Origin of the sequence: Chryseobacterium sp. T20, assembly GCF_047345655.1 — a bacterium.
Lineage (GTDB): Bacteria > Bacteroidota > Bacteroidia > Flavobacteriales > Weeksellaceae > Chryseobacterium.
In genome coordinates, this window is sequence record NZ_JBLFDU010000005.1 from 200,579 (window position 1) to 222,071 (window position 21,493).

General features: G+C 37.8%; 18 protein-coding genes. 10 read left to right on the plus strand and 8 right to left on the minus strand.

The features are described 5' to 3' along the window. Positions 1 to 7 precede the first annotated feature (7 nt). Positions 8 to 562, plus strand: coding sequence for a 3'-5' exonuclease (locus ACMA47_RS14105; protein ID WP_413930269.1), 555 nt, complete (start codon positions 8 to 10; stop codon positions 560 to 562). A 72-nt stretch (positions 563 to 634) separates the two neighbouring features. Here the strand turns inward: ACMA47_RS14105 and apaG are convergent, their stop codons facing one another. The 8 genes from apaG to glgB all read right to left on the minus strand — a co-directional run bounded on the left by apaG (position 635) and on the right by glgB (position 11,814). Then, the gene (gene apaG / locus ACMA47_RS14110; protein WP_034695467.1) at positions 635 to 1,024 is read right to left on the minus strand and encodes a Co2+/Mg2+ efflux protein ApaG; all 390 of its coding nucleotides are present in this window, start codon (positions 1,022 to 1,024) and stop codon (positions 635 to 637) included. Positions 1,025 to 1,104: 80 nt separating this feature from the next. Continuing rightward, positions 1,105 to 2,358 (minus strand): 2-oxoglutarate dehydrogenase complex dihydrolipoyllysine-residue succinyltransferase, encoded by a 1,254-nt coding sequence (odhB, locus tag ACMA47_RS14115; RefSeq protein ID WP_413930270.1) that lies wholly within the window; start codon positions 2,356 to 2,358, stop codon positions 1,105 to 1,107. Positions 2,359 to 2,397: 39 nt separating this feature from the next. Continuing rightward, positions 2,398 to 5,214, minus strand: coding sequence for a 2-oxoglutarate dehydrogenase E1 component (locus ACMA47_RS14120; RefSeq protein WP_413930271.1), 2,817 nt, complete (start codon positions 5,212 to 5,214; stop codon positions 2,398 to 2,400). 125 nt (positions 5,215 to 5,339) lie between these two features. Further along, positions 5,340 to 6,380, minus strand: coding sequence for an SRPBCC domain-containing protein (locus ACMA47_RS14125; RefSeq protein WP_079241885.1), 1,041 nt, complete (start codon positions 6,378 to 6,380; stop codon positions 5,340 to 5,342). Positions 6,381 to 6,634: 254 nt separating this feature from the next. Continuing rightward, a complete protein-coding gene (locus ACMA47_RS14130) occupies positions 6,635 to 7,903 on the minus strand; it encodes a glucose-1-phosphate adenylyltransferase (RefSeq protein ID WP_079241886.1) in 1,269 nt (422 codons plus the stop codon). Positions 7,904 to 7,919: 16 nt separating this feature from the next. Continuing rightward, positions 7,920 to 8,423 carry a hypothetical protein gene (locus ACMA47_RS14135; RefSeq protein ID WP_413930272.1) on the minus strand — a complete coding sequence of 168 codons (504 nt, stop codon included), beginning with the start codon at positions 8,421 to 8,423 and terminating at the stop codon, positions 7,920 to 7,922. A gap of 34 nt (positions 8,424 to 8,457) precedes the next feature. Beyond that, a complete protein-coding gene (locus tag ACMA47_RS14140) occupies positions 8,458 to 9,864 on the minus strand; it encodes a glycogen synthase (RefSeq protein WP_413930273.1) in 1,407 nt (468 codons plus the stop codon). A 3-nt stretch (positions 9,865 to 9,867) separates the two neighbouring features. After that, positions 9,868 to 11,814 (minus strand): 1,4-alpha-glucan branching protein GlgB, encoded by a 1,947-nt coding sequence (gene glgB / locus ACMA47_RS14145; RefSeq protein WP_413930274.1) that lies wholly within the window; start codon positions 11,812 to 11,814, stop codon positions 9,868 to 9,870. 198 nt (positions 11,815 to 12,012) lie between these two features. Between glgB and ACMA47_RS14150 the strand changes: the two genes are divergently transcribed. The 9 genes from ACMA47_RS14150 to ACMA47_RS14190 all read left to right on the plus strand — a co-directional run bounded on the left by ACMA47_RS14150 (position 12,013) and on the right by ACMA47_RS14190 (position 21,412). Then, positions 12,013 to 13,134 (plus strand): alpha/beta hydrolase, encoded by a 1,122-nt coding sequence (locus tag ACMA47_RS14150; protein ID WP_413930275.1) that lies wholly within the window; start codon positions 12,013 to 12,015, stop codon positions 13,132 to 13,134. An 87-nt stretch (positions 13,135 to 13,221) separates the two neighbouring features. After that, a complete protein-coding gene (locus ACMA47_RS14155; protein WP_413930276.1) occupies positions 13,222 to 14,637 on the plus strand; it encodes a M17 family metallopeptidase in 1,416 nt (471 codons plus the stop codon). Positions 14,638 to 14,778: 141 nt separating this feature from the next. Further along, the gene (locus tag ACMA47_RS14160; RefSeq protein ID WP_413930277.1) at positions 14,779 to 15,993 is read left to right on the plus strand and encodes an ATP-grasp domain-containing protein; all 1,215 of its coding nucleotides are present in this window, start codon (positions 14,779 to 14,781) and stop codon (positions 15,991 to 15,993) included. Positions 15,994 to 15,996: 3 nt separating this feature from the next. After that, positions 15,997 to 16,275: a hypothetical protein gene (locus ACMA47_RS14165; protein ID WP_413930278.1), complete on the plus strand. Its 279-nt coding sequence runs from the start codon at positions 15,997 to 15,999 to the stop codon at positions 16,273 to 16,275. A gap of 27 nt (positions 16,276 to 16,302) precedes the next feature. Beyond that, positions 16,303 to 17,016: an alpha/beta hydrolase-fold protein gene (locus ACMA47_RS14170; protein WP_413930279.1), complete on the plus strand. Its 714-nt coding sequence runs from the start codon at positions 16,303 to 16,305 to the stop codon at positions 17,014 to 17,016. A 51-nt stretch (positions 17,017 to 17,067) separates the two neighbouring features. Further along, entirely contained in the window at positions 17,068 to 18,021 is a 954-nt protein-coding gene (locus ACMA47_RS14175) for an ATP-grasp domain-containing protein (protein WP_413930280.1), read from the plus strand. A gap of 32 nt (positions 18,022 to 18,053) precedes the next feature. Beyond that, positions 18,054 to 19,175 (plus strand): carboxylate-amine ligase, encoded by a 1,122-nt coding sequence (locus ACMA47_RS14180; protein ID WP_034695493.1) that lies wholly within the window; start codon positions 18,054 to 18,056, stop codon positions 19,173 to 19,175. 32 nt (positions 19,176 to 19,207) lie between these two features. Next, positions 19,208 to 20,041 (plus strand): type 1 glutamine amidotransferase, encoded by an 834-nt coding sequence (locus ACMA47_RS14185; RefSeq protein ID WP_413930281.1) that lies wholly within the window; start codon positions 19,208 to 19,210, stop codon positions 20,039 to 20,041. Between the two features lie 192 nt (positions 20,042 to 20,233). After that, on the plus strand, positions 20,234 to 21,412 hold the full coding sequence (locus ACMA47_RS14190; RefSeq protein WP_413930282.1) for a hypothetical protein: 1,179 nt from the start codon (positions 20,234 to 20,236) through the stop codon (positions 21,410 to 21,412). The last annotated feature ends 81 nt before the right edge of the window (positions 21,413 to 21,493 follow it).

Consider the following 21,493-nt stretch of genomic DNA (forward strand, 5'->3'; position numbering starts at 1 on the left):
AAAAACAATGGATTTCTGTGCAATAGATTTTGAAACGGCCACTCACGAGAAAAGTTCAGCTTGTGAGATGGGAATTTGTGTGGTACAGGATTCTAAAATTGTAGAAACAAAGACCTGGCTGATAAAACCTCCGAGTTTTCCTTACTTCAGTAAATTCAATATTGCAGTACATGGTATTCATCCTGAAGATGTAAAAGATGCACCTACCTTTGATGAAGTATGGTATGAAGCTCAGGATATGATGTATGGAAGTCTTATGATTGCTCACAATGCAGGGTTTGACGCTTCTGTTTTAAGAGGATGTCTGGAGCATTACGGAATGTTTACCCCCAAATTGAATTATCTTTGCAGCATACAGCTTGCTAAGAAATCATGGAATTATCTTCCGAAATATGGTCTGAAACCATTAGCTGAATATCATAAAATTGATTTCACCCACCACAGAGCAGGGGCAGATGCTGAAGTATGCGCCAAAATTTCTTTACTTGCATTTGAGAGACTCTTCCTCACCAGTAATGATGAAGTAAACGAGTATATGAAAGCAAAAATTAAAAGGCTTTAGTAATTTTATAAACAAATAAACCCGGGTTTTTATTGATCTGTAAAACCTGTACTTTTTACAGGGCATCAGTTGTTAATTACTCAACACTTCAGACAACAGATTGAACTTTGGAATATCAATCTCAAAAGTTTCCTGTGTCTCCATGTTTTTAACCAGGTATTTTCCGCTCATATTTCCTACTCCGGAACGAAGCATTACATTGGAGAAATAAGCAAAATTTTCACCGGTTCCTATCTCAGGGGTCAGTCCGATCACCCCGTCGCCTATAATTTCTGTGTATCCGAATCCGACATCGAAGATTAACCATTTTCTTTTCAATACTTTGATAGGAAAGCTTCCATCATTTTCTATCGTGATATTGTATTTAAAAACGTAACGGTTTTCGGAAGGATAACTGTTTTTACTATCATATTCAGGTATAACTGAAACTTTGATATTGGAAGTCATTTTTGAAAACATCATTGTAGCATTTTCTTAATAAATACAAAAATCTCGCCTTTTTTGAGGCGAGATTATATATTATGTTATAATTTTATTAAAAACTATAATCCAAGGCCTTTTCTTTCGTCACCTCCCATTAGAATTTCAACAGGGTTGTCGATACCTTCCTTTACCGCTACAAGGAATCCTACAGATTCTTTACCGTCGATAATTCTGTGGTCATAAGACATTGCAACATACATCATTGGTCTGATTACTACTTGTCCATCAACAGCTACTGGTCTCTGGATAATGTTGTGCATTCCTAAGATTGCAGATTGTGGAGGGTTGATGATTGGGGTAGACATCATAGATCCGAAAGTACCACCGTTTGTAATCGTGAAAGTACCACCAGTCATTTCGTCAACAGTAATTTTACCGTCTCTTACTTTTACAGCAAGATCTTTAATGTTGGCTTCAACACCTGCAAAAGACATATTTTCAGCATTTCTCAATACCGGAACCATTAATCCTTTAGGACCTGAAACGGCAATTGAAATATCGCAGAAATCATAGTTTACTTTGAAGTCTCCGTCAATAGATGCGTTTACATCCGGATACATTTGTAATGCTCTTGTTACTGCTTTTGTAAAGAAAGACATGAAACCAAGTCCTACTCCGTGTTTCTGAGCAAACTCTTCTTTATATTGCTTTCTTAATCTGAAGATTTCAGACATATCCACTTCGTTGAAAGTCGTCAACATTGCTGTTTCGTTCTTCACGGAAACCAATCTCTGAGCGATTTTTCTTCTTAAAACTGAAAGTTTAGTTGTAGTGGTAGTTCTAGCACCTGTAGCAGTCATAGGGCTTCCTCCTAATGCAGGAACCGCCGCTAATTCAGCATCAGTTTTAGTGATTCTTCCATCTCTTCCTGTTCCTGAAACCTGACCAGCATCCATTCCTTTTTCGTCAAGGATTTTCTTAGCAGCCGGAGATGGAGCTCCTGTTGCATAAGTTTGTGGAGCAGCTACCGGAGCAGCTGGTTTTGGAGCTTCTTGTTTAGCAGGCTCAGCAGCTTTTGGAGCTTCTTCCTGTTTTGGAGCTTCAGCAGCAGGTGCAGCACCTTCTGGTCTTGCAGCATCCATATCAATTAAACAAACTACCTGACCTACTTGTACTACATCACCTTCTTCTGCCTTCAAAGTGATCACACCACTTTGTTCTGCAGGCAATTCAAGAGTTGCTTTATCTGAATCCACTTCGGCGATAGGTTGATCTTTTTCTACATAATCACCATCTTTTACAAGCCAAGTTGCAATTTCAACTTCTGTAATTGATTCGCCCGGTGAAGGAACTTTCATTTCTAAAACTGACATATCGAGTATTTTTTATTTTTTAATTGATTATTATTTAAATTAAGCTGTAACGGGTCTTTTTGCAGGAGCATCGTCTCTGTCGAAAACTCTGTTGATCACTGCATTTTGGTTTTTCTCAAACATCTTGTGGCTACCTGGAGCCGGAGCACCGCTTGGTACCGGAGCTACTACCTGAATTCCTGTATCTCTGAAGTTTCTCAGGATATAAGACCAAGCCCCCATGTTTTCAGGTTCTTCCTGAGCCCACACTAGTTGTTTTCTGTTTTCATACTTATTGAAGATTGCTTCGATAGCATCTGCCTGAAGCGGATATAACTGCTCGAATCTTACTAAAGCAATGTTTTCACAGTTTAGTTCTTCTTTCTTCGCTAATAATTCGAAGTACAGTTTACCTGAACAAAGAACTACTTTTTCTACTTTTTTAGGATCTGCTGTAGGATCGTCTAAGATTGGCTGGAATGAACCTGTTGCGAAATCTTCAAGTGGAGAAACTACTTTAGGGTGTCTCAATAAAGATTTAGGACTCATTACAATTAATGGTTTTCTGAACGCCCATTTCAACTGTCTTCTCAATAAGTGGAAATAGTTGGCAGGAGAAGTAATATTCGCTACTACCATGTTTTCGTTAGCACAAAGAGTAAGGAATCTTTCCAATCTTGCTGAAGAGTGCTCTGCTCCCTGTCCTTCTGAACCGTGAGGCAATAACATTACCAATCCGTCCTGGATTTTCCATTTTTCTTCTGCAGCTGCCAGATACTGGTCAACGATGATCTGAGCACCGTTCACGAAATCCCCGAACTGAGCTTCCCAGATGGTTAATGTATTTGGAGAAGCCATTGCATATCCGTAATCGAAACCTAGAACACCATATTCTGAAAGGTGAGAGTTGAATACATCAAATCTGTTTTCAGAAACATGTCTTAATGGGATATACTCTTCTTCTGTATCTTCAGTTTTTACCACAGCGTGTCTGTGAGAGAATGTTCCTCTTTCCACATCTTCTCCGGAAATTCTTACATTGTGACCTTCTACAAGTAGGGTTGCATAAGCTAACCACTCTCCTAGTGCCCAGTCTAATGAGTTTCCTTCAATCGCTTTGATACGGTTATCGAAAAGTCTTGTAATTTTATTGATGAACTTTTTGTCTGCTGGAAGTGTTGACATTTTAAGCGCCAATTCTTTCAGCTTCGCTAAGTCATATTTTGTATCTACCGGTAACTGAACTGCTCCTCTCTTACCAATTGGATAGTTTACCCAATCTTCAGCCATGAACACATCCATTACGTTTTTCTCAATCTCTTTAGAAGCGTCAAAATCTTTATCCAGAAGAGCTTTGAATTCCGTTTCCATTTTAGCAATTACATCGTTTGAAGTAACGCTGTCTTTAAGCAATTTATCTTTATAAATTTCTCTTGGATTCGGGTGTTTTGAAATAGTCTTATAAAGGTTAGGCTGAGTGAATCTTGGCTCATCACCTTCGTTGTGACCATATTTTCTATATCCTAAAAGGTCGATATAAACGTCTTTTCCGAATTTTGCTCTGAAGTCAGCCGCAAAGTGGATAGCATGAACAACCGCTTCAGCATCGTCAGCATTTACGTGCATTACAGGAGATTCTGTAACTTTTGCAATATCTGTACAGTATGTTGAAGATCTTGCATCCATATAGTTCGTTGTAAATGAAACCTGGTTATTAACAACGATATGAACTGTACCTCCTGTTCTGTATCCTTCCAAAGTCATCATCTGAGCCACTTCATAAGCAATACCCTGTCCGGCAATAGCTCCATCACCATGGATGATGATTGGCAATACTTTAGAATAATCTTTGTATTTGTCGTCTACTTTTGCACGGCAGATACCTTCTACCAAAGCAGCAACCGTTTCAAGGTGAGACGGGTTTGGTGTAAGATTGATACAAACTTCTTCTCCAGAAGCTGTTTTGATCTTTTTAGAAGATCCTAAGTGATATTTAACGTCACCAGAGAATACATCTTCTTCGAATTCTTTTCCTTCAAATTCTGAGAAGATCTGCTTGTAAGATTTTCCGAAAATGTTGGTAAGAACATTCAGTCTACCTCTGTGAGCCATCCCTAGTACTACTTCATCTACTCCTAGTTGAGAAGATCTTGAGATCAATTGATCTAAAGCAGGGATTAATGTTTCACCACCTTCTAATGAGAATCTTTTTTGTCCTACAAATTTTGTGTGAAGGTAGTTTTCAAAAGCAACCGCCTGGTTTAATTTTAATAAGATTTCTGTTTTTTCATTCGCAGAAAGACTTGGGTGGTTTTCGTTTACCTGAAGCCATCTTTTGATGAAATCTTTTTCTTCAACATTGTTGATGTGCATATATTCTACTCCGATAGAATCACAGTAGATGCTTTCAAGGTGCTTGATAAGGTCTGCTAAAGTAGCAGGCTCTTTCATTCCTGTTTCAACGGCACAGTTGAATTTTGTATTTAAATCTTCTTTAGAAAGACCGAAATTTTCGATGTCTAAAGTAGGGGTATAGTGTCTTCTTTCTCTAACAGGGTTAGTCTTTGTAAAAAGGTGTCCTCTTGTTCTGTAAGCCTCGATAAGGTTTACTACTTTAAATTCTTTCTTGATATGCTCAGGAACTTCTCCGTTTGATACTGCCTGAGAAATCTGTTGTTGTACTGCCGGGGCAGCGTTGGCCGAAGCCTGAATAAACTGGATGTTATCGTCATCTCCGTAGTTCTCCAAAGCAAAATCGAAGCCTTGAAAGAAAGCTTTCCATGATGGTTCTAGAGAGTCCGGGAATTTTAAGTACTGTTGGTATAAATCCTCAATTAACTGAGAATGAGCTGCGTTTAGGAATGAAAATCTGTCCATTATTACAGTTTATCTATTTATTAAAATTTATTTGTAGAATTAATCTTCAAATTTAATAAAAAAAACCGAGTTAGAACAGTCTGAAACCGTTAAAAAAACTTAAGAAAAAATAAAATAAAAAAAAATTACTTATACACTGATAATGAGAGCTTAACGTTTACCTCCTGACCTTCCATCGGACGTTCAATAAAGGTCTGACGGATATCTCCGAAGCGCATCTCGTCTTTTTTGGCTTTCTGAATGAGCTGCTGGATTGCCCGAATTCGCCCCTCATAGTTCCCTTTGTAGTACATTACGTAATTTTGAGACGGATTTACGGACCTAAAATTGAAATTATTATCAGATACTCCGATTTTCTTAGAAAGCGGAATTCCGAGGAAATAAGAAACCTCCTTGTCTTTGTAATTATCTGCATCCGTAATCAGAACCGGATATCCGAATTCATCATCTCTTTTTCCAAGATCCATCGTCACGAAGTTATAGACTTTGTTATAATTCATCACGATATTTTTGTAAAGAGCATCTTTCTTATTGGAAGTACTTACATTGATTCCCAACAACAGTTTATCTTCTTCATTTTCTACCATCAGACTGTCATATTTTATGGCTGCCATCTGGTTATCTTTTTCCACTTTATTTCCTAAAGAGTTTTTAAGATTCACCATACTTTTGTTGATATTTTCAGCAAAACGGTCTTCAGTCCAGAAGTTCTCTACTCTTCTCCAGACTGCTAATTTTGGGGTATGAACATACCAGATAATCTTTGTTTTTTCAGCGGAAACCGGCTTAAATTTAACATCAACCAATGTCGGATTTTCGTTTTCATCCTCAAAAAGCTGATATTTCAATGTTTTATTAAGATTCTCATACCTGATGAACATTTCTCCATCGGTATCATTTTTAGGATCTACATAGCTGATGGCACTTCCCTGTCCTTCATAAGGCGTATAATAATCAATATCTATAGATGGTGAGCTGGTAAAAAAGTTATTCCATCTTGTAAAATTCTGAAGGTTATTAAACTGGGAAAAAACCTTATCCACGGGATAATCGATCTCTTTTTCAATCGTAAAGTTTTTACTTTCATCTACAAAATAATACATGGAAGCAGCATAAGCTCCCCCCAAAAGAATAATGATTACCGCTAAGATTTTAAAAATACGCATCGCACAAAAATAATACAAATAAAAAGAGTGAACAATATGCTGATCACTCTAGTTGTATGTTTAACAATAATTAACCTGTTAAAGGCTGGAAGCGGGGTGAGGGAAGCTGGAGGATACTGTTAGCCAGAAATCACTCGTGAACTTCTGATTGAAAATTATTAAAATAATTGCATGAACCGGAATTTTATATAAAAATTTTTATCTCTACTCCGGCTTGCACAACCTTCATCTTCCAGCATCCATCTTCCTTTCTCTTACCCAATATGTGTTCCCGGAGCAATCACAGCTCCTTTCTTCACTACGACAATCCCATCCTGTACGGAATACGTTCCATAATCACCATCCGGAATATGTTTTCCACCGATGATTTTTACATTGTCGCCAATGTAACAGTTTTTATCAAGGATTGCTTTTTCAATGTAGCAGTATTTTCCGATTCCCATATTAGGACGGCCACCTCTGTCGTTCAGAACAATTTCTGTGGTGTTTTGATAGAAATCAGCTCCCATAACGTAGGAATTTACGATGGTACTTCCTTTATCAATTCTTGTTCTGTTTCCGATCACGGAGTTTTCAATTTTATCTGCCATGATGATACATCCATCTCCAAAAACGGCTTTACTTACATATGAACCGTTGATTTTTGATGGCGGAAGCATTCTTGCTCTGGTATAGATAGGAGAAGACGAAAACAGATTAAACTGTGGCAGATCCAGACAAAGGTCCAAATTGGCTTCGTAGAAAGATTCTATAGTTCCGATATCCGTCCAATAGCCTTCGTACTGATAGCTTAACGTCTTGTATTTTCCGATAGAACTCGGAATAATATCTTTTCCGAAATCATCACCAGCTCCTTCTTCAAACATCTTTTTAAGGATATTCTTGGTGAAAATATAGATTCCCATGGAAGCCAGAAACTCTTTTCCGGTGTGTTTATTTTCTTCTGAAACTTCAGATTTCAGACCTGGCAACATATCATAATCGGGCTTTTCATAAAAAGAAGTGATATTTCCTTCATCATCGGATTTTAAGATTCCAAAACCTGTAGCGTCTTTTGCATTCACCGGAATGGTAGCAATGGTAAGATCACCTCCGTTTTCGATATGAAAGTCGAGCATTTCCCTGAAATCCATCTGATACAACTGATCTCCTGAAAGAATCAGGATATAATCATAATCATATTTTTCAAGATGTTTCATAGACTGGCGTACGGCATCCGCTGTTCCTTGGTACCAGCTTTCATTCTCTACATTCTGCTCAGCAGCAAGAATATCAACAAAGCCTTTACTGAAGATATCAAAGTGGTAAGAATTCTTGATATGTGAATTGAGGGAAGCAGAATTAAATTGCGTTAATACCAGAATTTTATTCAATCCTGAGTTCAAACAGTTTGAAATAGGAATATCCACCAATCTGTATTTTCCTGCAATAGGAACAGCCGGTTTTGATCTGGTATACGTTAACGGGAATAATCTTGTTCCTCTGCCTCCTCCTAAAACAATGGAGATTACATTTCGATTCATAAATATCTTGCGTTTTTTATTGTATTAAGTTTACTGTTCTGTTCTTAGTGTTTACTGCTACTTTAAAGCATTCTTTATTTTCATATTGGAGTTCATTATTAAAAACAACCACCTGAAAATCTTCTTTATCATTTAATTCTAAAACCTCTTTATCCAGATTATAGATTTCTATATTATATTTTTTAAGCTCATTTCTGAAAAACTGATTGGTAATAAGAACGTCCATCACATCTACTCTCTTCATTACAAAACTTTCAACATCCTTACGATATGCTTCTCTCCATCCTTTTCCATATTGTCTTTCTATTGCGGCATATGTTCTTTTATTAATAGCATCTACTTTCTTCATCTCATTGGGTTCTATCAGACAGCCGCCAACAGAGTAATGTTTGATTTTCCACTTTTCAGAAATCCCATCCATTGCTTCATATCGTTCTATAGCAGGAAGGCCATATACATAGATCCAATAATAACCTCCGTGATAACTTCCTCTGTCTTCCTTACAAGAAAACAGTATCATTATAAAAAAAAGAAATCCGAAAGTCTTCATTGTATCAGCTATTATATAAAGCTATGTATTTTTCCGCAGATTTCTCCCATGCAAAGTCAAAATTCATGTTGGCATGAATAAGATCATCCATCACTCCTTTTTGATTATAAATTGCCATTGCCCTGTTCATCGCATGTACAACATCATCTACACCGGGATAAGTAAAGTTGAGTCCTGCTCCACCTGTTGAAATATCTTCTACGGTATCTCTGAGTCCCCCCGTATATCTTACCACAGGAACGGTTCCGTATCTCATGGAATACATCTGATTCAGTCCGCAAGGCTCTACTCTTGAAGGCATCAGAAGAAAATCTGCCGAAGCATAGATCTTATGGGAAAGATGTTCTTTATATCCCAGATCGAGAGCAAAATTGGTATAGGTATAATCGTATTCTTTCAGTTTATTTTCAATATAGGTATTTCCTGATCCTAGAATCATAATATTTAAAGCACCATAGCTCTGCTTAATGCTTCGCCACACGACATCAGGCAGCAGGTCTGCTCCTTTTTCCGTGGCAAATCTTCCGATAAAGGCAAACAAAGGAAGTTCGGGTTTTAATCCATATTCTTTGCAGAGCTTTTCTTTGTTTTTCTTTTTCTGAGCTATTGCATTTTTACTATTAAAATTAAAATCCAGCATCGGATCAGTTTCAGGATTCCAGATTTCAGTATCAATACCGTTGATAATCCCGTATGCTTTTCCGAATTCCTGACGAACGAGACTTTCCAGCCCACGGAAGCTGATGAAAAGTTCTTCAAGATAACCTTCGGAAACAGTGGTAAAAGCATCGGCACATTTAATCATACTTGCCAGAGGATTCATGAATCCGTTCCAATCCATCAGTCCCCATTTGTAATTATCAAAAGAAGGCATATAGTTGGCCATGCCCCAGCTCATCATACCCTGATATTCTCCGTTATGAATGGTTCCTATTGTCTTTACTCCTTTTAAGAATCCGAATTCCGGACAGTTTTGTACCATAAAAGGAACCAATCCGGTATGATAATCATGGCAATGCAGTACATCCAGGCGAATTTCCATAGCACATAACCAATGCAGCACTCCATGCTGAAAAGCCAGAAACTGGAAGCTTTCATCCTGATACCCGTAAGGATTGTCTCTGTCTAGCAACCCGGGAATTCTTACCATATACAATTCAAATCCCAACACATTGCTCTTTTCCTTCAATACCTGAACCTGCAGCATATTCGTTCCCTGATGAATAAATCCATCAAAAACAACTTCAAATTCGTGATCATGGATAAAGGGTTTATTGTACCATGGCATTACTACCTTGGCCTCTATTCCTTTTATTTTATTCTGATACTTTGGTAACGCTCCCACCACATCTGCCAGACCTCCTACTTTTGCTACAGGATAACATTCTGTACTTAAATGATAAACAACCATTCTTTATCTTTTGTGTTTAATTCTATGTAATTTATACTTTTTATCTTTCTTCTGCCGTAAAATAATTCCAGCCAATGGCGGCAGCTTTACCGTCATTGTTTTAGGATATCCTCTCCATTCTTCATACTTCTCTTCCAGGATTTCAGGATCTACTCCGCTTCCACTGTATTTTTCATCATCAGAATTTAAAACAACTTCCCAGTGTGTTCCTGCAGGAATCCCGATTTTATAATCCAATACTTTTGGTGCCAGGTTTAAAGCCACCATCAGAACATCATCTTTCCTTTTTCCTTTTCGGAGGTATACATACACCGAGTTTTCCAGATCATCCGCTTCTACCCATTCAAAACCATGTTTATCAAACTGATTTTCGTAAAAAGCGGTTTCTGACCTGTACAGATGATTCAGTTCTTTCACTATATCCTGCATTCCCTTGTGAACAGGATATTTCAGCAAATGCCAGTCGAGGCTTCGGGTAAAATTCCATTCACTGGTCTGCCCGAATTCATCGCCCATAAAAAGCAACTTGGCTCCGGGATGGGTATACATATATACATATAAGGTACGGAGATTGGCAAATTTCTGCCATTCATCTCCTTTCATTTTATAAATAAGGCTTGCTTTTCCGTGTACCACTTCGTCATGTGACAAAGGCATCATATAATTTTCATTATACATGTACATGGAAGCAAAGGTCAGTTTATGATGGTGAAATTTGCGGTTAACAAAATCTTCTTTGAAGTAATCCAGCGTATCATGCATCCAACCCATCATCCATTTCATTCCAAATCCTACACCACCGTCATGGACAGGTTTTGTAAGCATAGGAAAATCTGAACTTTCTTCCGCTATGGTCATGATAGTATTCCCAAATTCTTTATAAACCGCCGTATTGAACTCCTGAAGAAAAGCTTTAGCTTCCAGATTGACATTATCACCATAGATATTCGGTTCCCATTCGCCTTCATTTCTTGAATAATCAAGATGAAGCATTGAAGTGACTGCATCTACACGCAATCCATCCGCATGATAACGATCCAGCCAGAACATGGCATTTGAGATCAGAAAAGACTTAACTTCATTTCTTCCGTAATTGAAAATATGTGATTTCCAATCAGGATGAAAGCCTTTTCTCGGATCTTCATGTTCATACAGATATGAGCCATCAAAACGGTGAAGTCCGTTAGCATCTCCCGGAAAATGGGACGGAACCCAGTCCAGAATAACGCCTATGTCATTGTTGTGAAGTTCATCAATAAGAAACATCAGATCCTGTGGCGAACCAAAGCGCGAAGTAGCCGCATAAAAACCTGTAATCTGATATCCCCAGCTGGGTTCGTAAGGATATTCCATCACGGGCATCAATTCCACATGGGTAAACCCCATTTCTTTGATGTAAGGAACCAGTTTTTTGGCAATATCTCTGTAGTTTAAAAAACGTTGGGGCTGATCTTCTTCTCTTACCCAGGAACCCAGATGCAGTTCATAGACAGATATCGGAGCTTCCAGCCTGTTTTTTTCCCAGCGGTTATCCATCCACTTCTGATCATTCCATTCATACCATGTGGTAGAAACCAGAGAAGCTGCCTGAATATTCTGTTCCCAGCTTACCGCATAAGGATCACTTTTTTCCAGAATTTCGCCTCCTTGTGTTTCTACAGCATATTTGTATAATGTTCCCCAGGTTAATCCTTCAATAAATCCTTCCCAAATCCCTGATTCATCCCATCTTGGAAACAGAATATGATCTTTGTGATTCCAGTTATTAAAATTTCCAATCACGGAAACTTTCTTTGCATTGGGTGCCCAAACGGAAAAATATACGCCTTTTACGCCCTCTTTTTCTGCAGAATGTGCTCCAAATTTACCATACAGCTTATAATGCCTACCTTCTTTGAAAAGGTACACATCATGATCGGTGAAAAGCGTGTAGGTCTTAACAGAATTCATCAAGATCGGTTTGTATTTATATTTTCCCTGAAACTACGAAAAATACTGACAACAGCGATGAATTATTCATCAAATAATTGTCAACTTCATTTCGTGTTTTGTCTATCTATCAAATATATCATTTTTTACCTCACATTTTTATGATTTCAAAACAATCTTTTTTATAAATTTAACATCAATATTTTAGTAAACACAACGATGAGGTTTGAACTTTATACAGCAGAAAAAGACGACAGACCGGTATTTATTACCGGAAATTTCAACACATGGAATCCTAAAGATTATAATTTCCAGCTTAAACAGACTGATACATCCAATTATTTCATAGAAATCGAAGATCAGGTACTTCCTGATGATGTTGAATACAAATTCACAAAGGGCGGCTGGGAGAATGTAGAACTGGATCAATATGGTAATATCACTCCCAACCGGAAAGTGAAAAAATCTACTGGTAAAACTTCAGATTCTGTAGAAAAATGGAGACTGAACTGGGGACCGTTCAAAGAAGAATATTATCCTATAGCAGAAGTTATTTCCGAAAATTTTTACATTCCGCAGCTTGACCGTTACCGTAAGGTTTGGGCACTGCTTCCTTACGACTATCACAACACCGATAAACGGTATCCTGTTTTATATCTTCAGGATGCACAAAATTTATTTAACGAAGGAAGTGGTTTCGGGAACTGGGAGATTGATAAAAAACTGTCTATCCTTGCAGAGTACGGACGTGGTGATCTTATTATCATAGCGATAGAACATGGTAGTGAGGAAAGAATCAAAGAATATATTTTTGATAATGATCATGTAGCCAACGGTTCTGAAGGGAAAAAATACATCCGCTTTATTGCAGATACTTTAAAACCTTTTGTGGACGAAAATTACAGAACCAAAAAAGACCGTGACAATACCGGAATCGGGGGCAGTTCATTAGGAGCGCTCATCAGTATATACAGTGGATTTCTTTATCCTGAAGTATACTCCAAACTGTTGATCTTCTCCCCTTCTCTTTGGGTAGAACCGAATAACAATTTCCCGATGATGAATTTCAGAGTTCCTTTTAAAACCAAAATTTATCTCTATGGCGGAGGTCAGGAAGGATCAAAAATGGTCAAAAGAATTCATATTTTTGAAGAATATCTGAAACGATGGGAAGAGAAAAAACTTTTTGATTTTGAATTTAAAACCAATATCAATCCTGAAGGGACTCACAATGAATTTTATTGGTCTCAGGAGTTCCCAAGGGCTATAGAATGGTTATTCTATGATAATACAGAAAATCCGGTTGAAGTAAAACCACAACAACAAAGCATAAAAAACTAAATATAAAATTGCTGTAGAAGATTTCAGTCAGACAGAACCCAATGAAGACAGCAATCTTTATGAATTTAGAAAATATAACATCTATTTATGAAACTAATCAATAAAAAAAACAAAAATTACACTCAGGTTTTTCACCTGTTTACCGAGGAAGAATGGACAAAAACAAGTAAAAATTTCAATAAAAATATTTCCACTTTTTTTACAGGAAAGAAACATGAAGTTTTTGTCAATGCTCATGAAGAAGGAATTACTTATTTCATTGGATTAGGGAAATCTACTTTACAAAATTTCGAAATTCAGCAGGTAGCAGCCAGGTTTTCACAGACACAGAAAGAAAAACTGCAGGCAATGCCTACGTTGGCCCTTGCCGATTTCATGAACGAAAAGCAGTTCGAAGAATTTGTAAAAGGACTTTTGATCGGAACTTACAACTATCCTTTTGACAAAAAACATGCGTTCTGGAATACAAAATTTGAGTTACATTTTGAAAATTTAAGCCAGAAAAAACTAGACCATATCAGCCAGAAAGCTGAAGCACTGGTTAACGGGCAGACTGCCTGCCAGGACTGGCTTAACAAACCAGCCAATCTGAAAAAACCGGATATCTTAAGTGCATATCTTAAAAATCTGGCTAAAAAATATGATTTAAAATACACTGCTTTCAACAGAAAGAAATGTGAAGAACTTGGATTAGGAGCTTATCTTTCTGTGAACCAAGGAAGTGCTTACGATGCTGCTTTCACTATTTTAGAATATAAAACTACCGTTAAAAATGCCAAAACTTTCGGACTGGTAGGAAAATGTATTTTATTTGACACCGGAGGAATATCAATAAAAAGCTCTGCCAATCTGCATTATATGAAATCTGATATGGGTGGAGCGACCGCTGTTTTAGGAACGTTAATCTATGCCGCTGAAATGCAGCTTCCGGTAAACATTGTTGCTGTACTACCCATCACTGATAATGCTGTTTCAGAAAAGGCATTGCTTCCAAGTGACGTAATCACCGCTTATAACGGAAAAACCATTGAAGTACTTGACACAGATGCGGAAGGCAGACTGATTCTTGCAGACGGTTTATCCTATCTTTCTAAGAACTATAAAACAGATTTCCTGATTGATCTGGCGACGTTAACGGGAAGTTCAGTAAGAATGTTCGGTGACACTTGTGCTGCCATGTTCTCCAATAATGAGGAATTGAAAAACAACCTGATCAAAACCGGAGATCAAACCAATCAGAGGGTATGGAATCTTCCTTTATGGGATGTTTGGAAAGATGATATTCAGTCTGATGTAGCCGATATGAAAAACATCTCTCTGAAACCTGTAGGAGACTGTATTATTGCTGCTAAATTCCTGGAGCAATTCACTGAGAATCACCCTAAATGGGCTCATCTGGACATTGCCGGAGTAGCCTTTGGAAGTGTAGGATATGCTAAAGAAAAAGCAGCTACAGGTTTTGGGGTTCAGCTCCTCGTGAATTTAATTGAAAATTATCACTAAAAATTAGTTTTTTACAAAAAAACTCTGTATAATTGATTAGTGGATTTTCAAAAACTCACGATATTTCATTTTTTACTATTAATAAAATAATAAATAAATGCTTTTATTTTTGAAAATCCACTAAATCTTAAAAAACATTATATGGAGAAGAAAACCATTGTGTGTATTTCGTGCTATTACAAAGGCTACGATTTTATGGACGAAATGAAGAAGCTCGGCAATAAAATCATCCTGGTAACCTCCGAAAACCTCAAAGAAAAAAACTGGCCCTGGCATGCTATTGATGAGGCATTTTATATGCCGGAACTAAAGCCGTCTGTATGGAATCTGGAACATTTGATTCAGGGATTTTCCCACCTGATGAAAACCAGAAAAGTAGATGCTGTAGTGGCTTTGGATGATTATGATGTTGAAAAAGCTGCATTAATCAGAGAGACCTTCCGTATTCCCGGAATGGGACAGACTACCCACCGCTATTTCAGAGATAAACTGGCGATGCGCCAAAAAGCAAAAGATTCAGGAATCAGCGTTCCCGAGTTCACTGCTGTTTTCAATGATCATGAAGTGGATGAATTTACAGACCGCGTTTCTGCCCCTTGGGTACTAAAACCCCGCTCCGAAGCATCAGCATCAGGAATCAAGAAAATAACCTCCAAAGAACAGCTTCTTGAAGCACTGGAAACTCTGGGAGAAGAACGTCATCTTTTTTTACTGGAAAGCTTTAAGCCGGGAGACGTTTACCATGTAGACAGCCTTACTTTTAATAAAAAAATAGTATTCACTTCTGCTTCAAAATACCTTGCTCCTCCTATGCAGGTTTCGCATGAAGGCGGCGTATTCCGGTCCAAAACTTTAGGAAGATATTCCGAAGAATTCAAAGCACTGGAAGAAATAAATGCTAAAGTATTGTCCAATTTCGGACTGATCAACGGAGCAACCCATACAGAATTTATCCGTGGAAAAGAAGATGGAAAATGGTATTTCCTTGAAACTTCATCAAGAGTTGGTGGAGCTCATATTCCGGATCTTGTTGAAGCATCGAGTGGTATCAATATCTGGAGAGAATGGGCGAAAATTGAAGATGTTCTTCTGAGAGGGCATGATTATAGTGTTTCTCCTCCTACAGGCTATTATTCAGGCTTAATTGTGGCACTGATTAAAGATAAAGAACCGAATTACAGCAGTTTTGAATGCGAAGAAGTTGTCAAATTTCTTCCGATAGACTATCATGTCGGAATTGTATATAAATCCGGAGATGCCTCTGTTGTACAGGATAGGCTGGATTCTGCAGCTGAAATGATTCATGCGGATATGCTGAATATTCTGCCTCCGAAAAGCAGCAAGCTCAGCTCCTAGATTATGAATCACAAGATTGACATTCAAAATGTTATTGAATTCATAATATACAACCTACCCGAAGATTCCATCCTAAAATGTAATTTAGAGAACATAAGTCCCGGAAAATGGCACAGCAAAGCATATTATCAGTTCGTTGACTCAACTCATGCCAATACACCAGGATCAAAATGGATCTTTAAAGAAAATATAATCCTCGAACATCCGAAATTAGGAACACTCGTACTGGATATTTTAGAAAAAGATCAACTTGGAGGAATTGAATTTTATGAATTACTATAAAACCTAAATTAAAACTAAACAAGGAAAATGCCTCACATAGAACATACAGAGTATTATTCAAATATATTGGGAACAAGTCTCAAAGTAGAAGTGACCGGGCATTACGGCCATCCTATCATTATGTTCCCAACTTCCCAGGGACAATATACCCAGAATCATGATTTTCACCTTAATGGAAGCATCAACTGGTTTATAGAACAAGGGAAAGTAAAACTTTACAATGTACAGACCATCGACAGCTGGAGTTTTTATGATGACAATATATCTCCTCAGCAAAGAATAAGAAACTACGAACGGTATTTACAGTTTCTGATCAAGGAATTTGTGCCTTACATTCAAAAGCTTCACAAGACCCATCGTGTGGCCGTAGCAGGCGCTAGTTTCGGAGGATATCATGCTGCTAATTTCGCTTTCAGATTTCCGGATGTGGTTTCTCACCTATTCTGTCTTTCAGGAGCTTTCAGCATAAGGAATTTTATGGATGGCTATTCTGATGAGCTGGTATACTTCAACTGTCCGAGGGAATTTGTAAGGAATGATGAAGCCTGGAAATACAAACATATGCACATTGTACTGAGCACTTCTGATCAGGACATCTGCAAGGATAAAAATATTGAAATGGCTGAAATTCTGAGGATAAAAGGCATAGACTTCTGGTATGATGAAAGAAAATGGATTGGCCACGACTGGCCGTTGTGGAGAATGGTCTTCCCTACCTTCGTAGGAGCATTTTTCTCTTAAAATAATAAAAACAAATAGAAAAAAATAACACCCACCTTAAAAACAAAAATTATGACAAAAAAAGTAGGAATTCTTTTCGGTATGGAAGATACATTTCCCTGGGCATTTATAGACAAAGTAAATGAACTGGGAGGTGGCGATATCATTGCTGAACCCGTTACTATTGATAAATTAGAACAGGGTGCAGATTATGCTTATGCAGTAATCATCGACAGAATTTCGCAGGACGTTCCCTTTTACAGAGCTTATTTAAAAAATGCTGCACTTAACGGCACTTATGTTATCAATAATCCGTTCTGGTGGAGTGCTGATGAGAAGTTTTTCAACAATGCCCTGATGTCAAAACTTGGGATTCCTCTTCCTAAAACAGTTCTGCTTCCATCGCACGAAAGACCGGACAATACTTCAGAAACTTCATTCAGAAACCTGAAATTCCCTCATGACTGGGAATATATCTTCAATTATGTAGGGTTTCCGGCATACATGAAACCTCACGACGGTGGCGGCTGGAAAAACGTGTACAGAGTAGAAAATCCGGATGATCTTTGGAACAAACTGGGAGAAACGGAACAGCTGGTGATGATGGTACAGGAAGAAATTATCTTTGACGATTATTACAGAGTGTACTGTCTGGGTCAAAAATATGTCCACATTATGCCTTATGAGCCGAGAAATGCGCCTCATTTAAGATATGCTACCACGCATCAGACACAAGGTGAAGAGCTTGAAAAATTATTGAAAACCATTCATGACTATACCATTAAAATGAATAAAGCGTTAGGATATGATTTCAACACCGTAGAATTTGCAGTAAGAGACGGTATTCCTTATGCTATTGACTTCTGTAATCCAGCTCCTGATGCAGACCGAAATTCTGTAGGAGAAGAAAACTTTGCATGGATTATAGAACACGCTGCCAAACTGGCTATTGAAAAAGCTAAAGAATACGTTCCGGGGAAACCGAATATTGCCTGGGGAACGTTTGTGAAGGATTCCATTAAATAATATTGAAAAAGAATTAAAAAACACAAAAATACATGCATCATCAGTTTACTATTGGAATTGAAGAAGAATATCAGATCATCGATGTAGAAAGCAGAGATCTGGTTTCTCACGTTTCAAAAATCATTGAAGGCGGCAAAGCAGTTTTAAGTGAAAACTTAAAGCATGAAATGCACGAATCCATGATTGAAATGGAAACGGGAATCTGCCAGAATATTCAGGAAGCCAGAGCAGAATTAACAAATTTAAGGCGTCATCTCATCAATATCGCACATGAACAGGGGCTTCGTGTTTCCGGAGGTGGCACTCACCCTTTTTCACACTGGTCTGACAATAATATCACTCAGGGAGAAAGATATATCAAAATTGTGGATGATATGGGAGATGTGGCCCGTGAAAATCTTATTTTCGGACTGCATGTTCATATTGGAATTCCCAACCGTGAAGAAGGCGTAAGAATTCAGAATGTGATGAGGTATTTCCTTCCTCACGTGTATGCTCTTTCTACCAATTCGCCTTTCTGGATTGGAAGGTATACAGGTTTTAAATCGTACAGACAGGAAATCTTCGTAAAATTCCCAAGAACCGGTATTCCAAGTTACTTTAACTCTCTGGCGGAATTTGACAGCTATGTAGATCTTCTTGTAAAAACAGGAACCATCGACAATGCCAAGAAAATCTGGTGGGATCTGCGGGTTCACCCCTTCTACCCTACAATCGAATTCAGAATCTGTGATATGCCGTTGAGAATTGATGAAACCGTATGTCTTGCAGCAATTATGCAGAGCCTTGTAGCTAAAATTTATAAACTTCACCAGCAAAACCTGAGCTTCAGAAGCTATAGAAGGCTATTGCTGAACGAAAATAAATGGCGTGCCTCCAAAAGTGGTATCGAAGCCCATCTGATCGATTTTGGGAAAGAGGAATCCGTTCCTTATCCTCATTTATTGAAAGAGCTTTTAGAGTTTATTGATGATGTGGTAGATGATCTGGGATGCCGTCATGAAGTGGAATATGCCTGGAAAATTCTTGAAAACGGAACCGGTGCAGACCGACAGCTTCAGATCTTTAAGGAAACTGGTGATCTTACGAAAGTGGTTGATTATATGATCTCTGAAACCGAGTATGGCATAACCCATGGTGAACCTGCTTCATAATATTTTGGTAACTTTGCAAAAAATATGATGTAATGAAAGATATTCGAATTGCTCTGCTGGACATGAACAACAATCATGTGAACCAGGGTTTTAGAAACATTAAAGAAATTTCTGAAACATTTCAGCAGAACTCTGAAGAAAATGTGGTGATCAAGACATTTGACGTGAGGTTTAAAGATGAAATGCCGGAGATCGGAGATTTTGATATTTTCATTTCTTCCGGTGGTCCGGGAAACCCACATCGTGAAGGTTTTGCATGGGAAGACCGATTTGCAAATTTTTTAGACTCTGTTTTTGAGTATAACAAAGGTCATGAAGATAAAAAGTACCTTTTCCTGATCTGTCATTCATTCCAGCTGGCAAGTATTCACTGGAATCTGGGAAATATCTGCAAAAGAAAATCATATTCTTTCGGAGTAATGCCTGTTCATAAAACTGAGGAAGGTAAAGAAGAATTCTTGTTCAAAAATCTTCAGGATCCTTTTTATGCGGTAGATTCCAGAGCCTACCAGTTTATTGAACCGGATCATGCTCGTTTCGAAGAACTGGGAATGACTGTTATGGCGATTGAAAAATTCCGACCTCATATCAATCTTGAAAGAGCGGTAATGGCCGTTCGTTTTTCGGAGGAAATATTTGGAACACAGTTTCACCCGGAGGCCAATCCTGAATCTCTGATCGAAAACCTGAAGGATGAAAAGAACAAAGAAGCCATGATTGAAAGCTTCGGAATGGAAAAATATCTTGAAACAATCGATAGAATAGATGATGAAGATAAAATCATTCTGACCAGACATCAGATTCTTCCGAGATTCCTTCAGTTTGCAAAAAAAAACATTTTGAAAAAAGCTGAGACTTTGGCTTAAAAGGTTGGAGGCTGGAAGAAGGATGCCGGAAGTTATTATGAGTTGGGATTACTAAATATCCTTTTATTCATGAACTGATAGTATAAATATTTTTATGTTTAAGAACTTCCCTCACCTATCTCCCAGCTTCCAGCTACCTATAACAATCGGGCAGAAACGTCCGATTTTTTACCATCACAAAAGAAAAAAAATATGATTCCAAAATACAGAAAACAGTACAATCAGGAGTTTTCGGAGGAAAAATACAGTCAACTCAAAAGTATCCTGGCAGAAAAAGGAGGAACAGAACCTACGTTCAGAGTTTCAGAAAGTCCTATTTTTTTGACCAAAGAATTTGAGAATAAGCTTATAGATGCCAGTGAGAGTATTATCAGCCAGATTAAGGCAATGCCGGAAGAGCTTCTTCAAAAAGCCATTCCTGAAAACTGTAGAGTTCCCAATGACACGGCTCAGCCCCATTTTTTCACCATAGATTTTGGAGTATGTAAAAGTGAAAACGGAGCAATAGAACCTCAGCTGATCGAACTTCAGGCATTTCCTTCTTTGTATGCTTTCCAGAAAGTATATGAGGAAACATATTGTGAAGTCTACCCTTTTCTTTCAGAGATCAGAAATCCTATGCCGCATGAAACTTTTAAAAACTATTTAAAAGAACTGATTGTAGGAGATGAAAATCCTGAAAATGTAGTCTTACTCGAAATTTTTCCGGAAAAACAAAAAACAGCTATTGATTTTGCTCTGACAGAAAAATTAATAGGCATCAAAACCGTATGCCTGACGAAAGTAAAGAAAGAAGGACGAAAGCTCTATTATGAAAATAATGGTAAGCTAACTGAAATCAAAAGAATCTACAACCGTGTGATATTTGACGAACTGGATAATATTCCTGATCTTACTACAGAATTTGATTTCCGTGAGGAAGTGGATGTCAAATGGATTACTCACCCGAATTGGTTCTTTAAAATATCAAAGTTCCTTTTGCCTTTACTGAAGCATCAGTTTGTTCCAAAGAGCTATTTCCTGCATGAATTCCCGGAAAATGAAAACCTGGATGACTTTGTATTGAAACCTTTATTTTCATTCGCGGGAAGTGGCGTTAATTTAAGCCCTACCAGAGAAATTACAGAGGCTATTCAGGATAAAGAAAACTATATTTTGCAGCGAAAAGTGTACTATGAACCCATTTTTGAAGATATCAACGGAGATTTTTCAAAAGCAGAGATCCGTTTGTTGTATATTTGGCGGGAAAATGACGAACGTCCTATCCTATTGGAAAATCTTGGAAGAATGACAAAAGCCGCGATGGTCAATGTAGATTTCAATAAAAAAGATGCCATCTGGATCGGTAGTTCGAATGCTTTTTTCGGATAAAAAACTGATAAAACTAATATTCCATGGAAGAAAAGCCAACCGCTTTTGCAGAATTTGAAAACCACACTTTAACACGAAGAA

Bases quoted from the DNA above. Each gene is read 5' to 3' on its own strand.
- ACMA47_RS14140 (WP_413930273.1), bottom strand. From the start codon at position 9,864: ATGGTTGTTTATCATTTAAGTACAGAATGTTATCCTGTAGCAAAAGTA.
- odhB (WP_413930270.1), bottom strand. From the start codon at position 2,358: ATGTCAGTTTTAGAAATGAAAGTTCCTTCACCGGGCGAATCAATTACA.
- ACMA47_RS14135 (WP_413930272.1), bottom strand. From the start codon at position 8,423: ATGATACTGTTTTCTTGTAAGGAAGACAGAGGAAGTTATCACGGAGGT.
- ACMA47_RS14155 (WP_413930276.1), top strand. From the start codon at position 13,222: ATGAAACTAATCAATAAAAAAAACAAAAATTACACTCAGGTTTTTCAC.
- ACMA47_RS14175 (WP_413930280.1), top strand. From the start codon at position 17,068: ATGACAAAAAAAGTAGGAATTCTTTTCGGTATGGAAGATACATTTCCC.
- ACMA47_RS14190 (WP_413930282.1), top strand. From the start codon at position 20,234: ATGATTCCAAAATACAGAAAACAGTACAATCAGGAGTTTTCGGAGGAA.
- ACMA47_RS14180 (WP_034695493.1), top strand. From the start codon at position 18,054: ATGCATCATCAGTTTACTATTGGAATTGAAGAAGAATATCAGATCATC.
- ACMA47_RS14165 (WP_413930278.1), top strand. From the start codon at position 15,997: ATGAATCACAAGATTGACATTCAAAATGTTATTGAATTCATAATATAC.
- ACMA47_RS14120 (WP_413930271.1), bottom strand. From the start codon at position 5,214: ATGGACAGATTTTCATTCCTAAACGCAGCTCATTCTCAGTTAATTGAG.
- ACMA47_RS14170 (WP_413930279.1), top strand. From the start codon at position 16,303: ATGCCTCACATAGAACATACAGAGTATTATTCAAATATATTGGGAACA.
- glgB (WP_413930274.1), bottom strand. From the start codon at position 11,814: ATGAATTCTGTTAAGACCTACACGCTTTTCACCGATCATGATGTGTAC.
- ACMA47_RS14150 (WP_413930275.1), top strand. From the start codon at position 12,013: ATGAGGTTTGAACTTTATACAGCAGAAAAAGACGACAGACCGGTATTT.
- ACMA47_RS14185 (WP_413930281.1), top strand. From the start codon at position 19,208: ATGAAAGATATTCGAATTGCTCTGCTGGACATGAACAACAATCATGTG.
- ACMA47_RS14160 (WP_413930277.1), top strand. From the start codon at position 14,779: ATGGAGAAGAAAACCATTGTGTGTATTTCGTGCTATTACAAAGGCTAC.
- ACMA47_RS14105 (WP_413930269.1), top strand. From the start codon at position 8: ATGGATTTCTGTGCAATAGATTTTGAAACGGCCACTCACGAGAAAAGT.
- apaG (WP_034695467.1), bottom strand. From the start codon at position 1,024: ATGATGTTTTCAAAAATGACTTCCAATATCAAAGTTTCAGTTATACCT.
- ACMA47_RS14125 (WP_079241885.1), bottom strand. From the start codon at position 6,380: ATGCGTATTTTTAAAATCTTAGCGGTAATCATTATTCTTTTGGGGGGA.
- ACMA47_RS14130 (WP_079241886.1), bottom strand. From the start codon at position 7,903: ATGAATCGAAATGTAATCTCCATTGTTTTAGGAGGAGGCAGAGGAACA.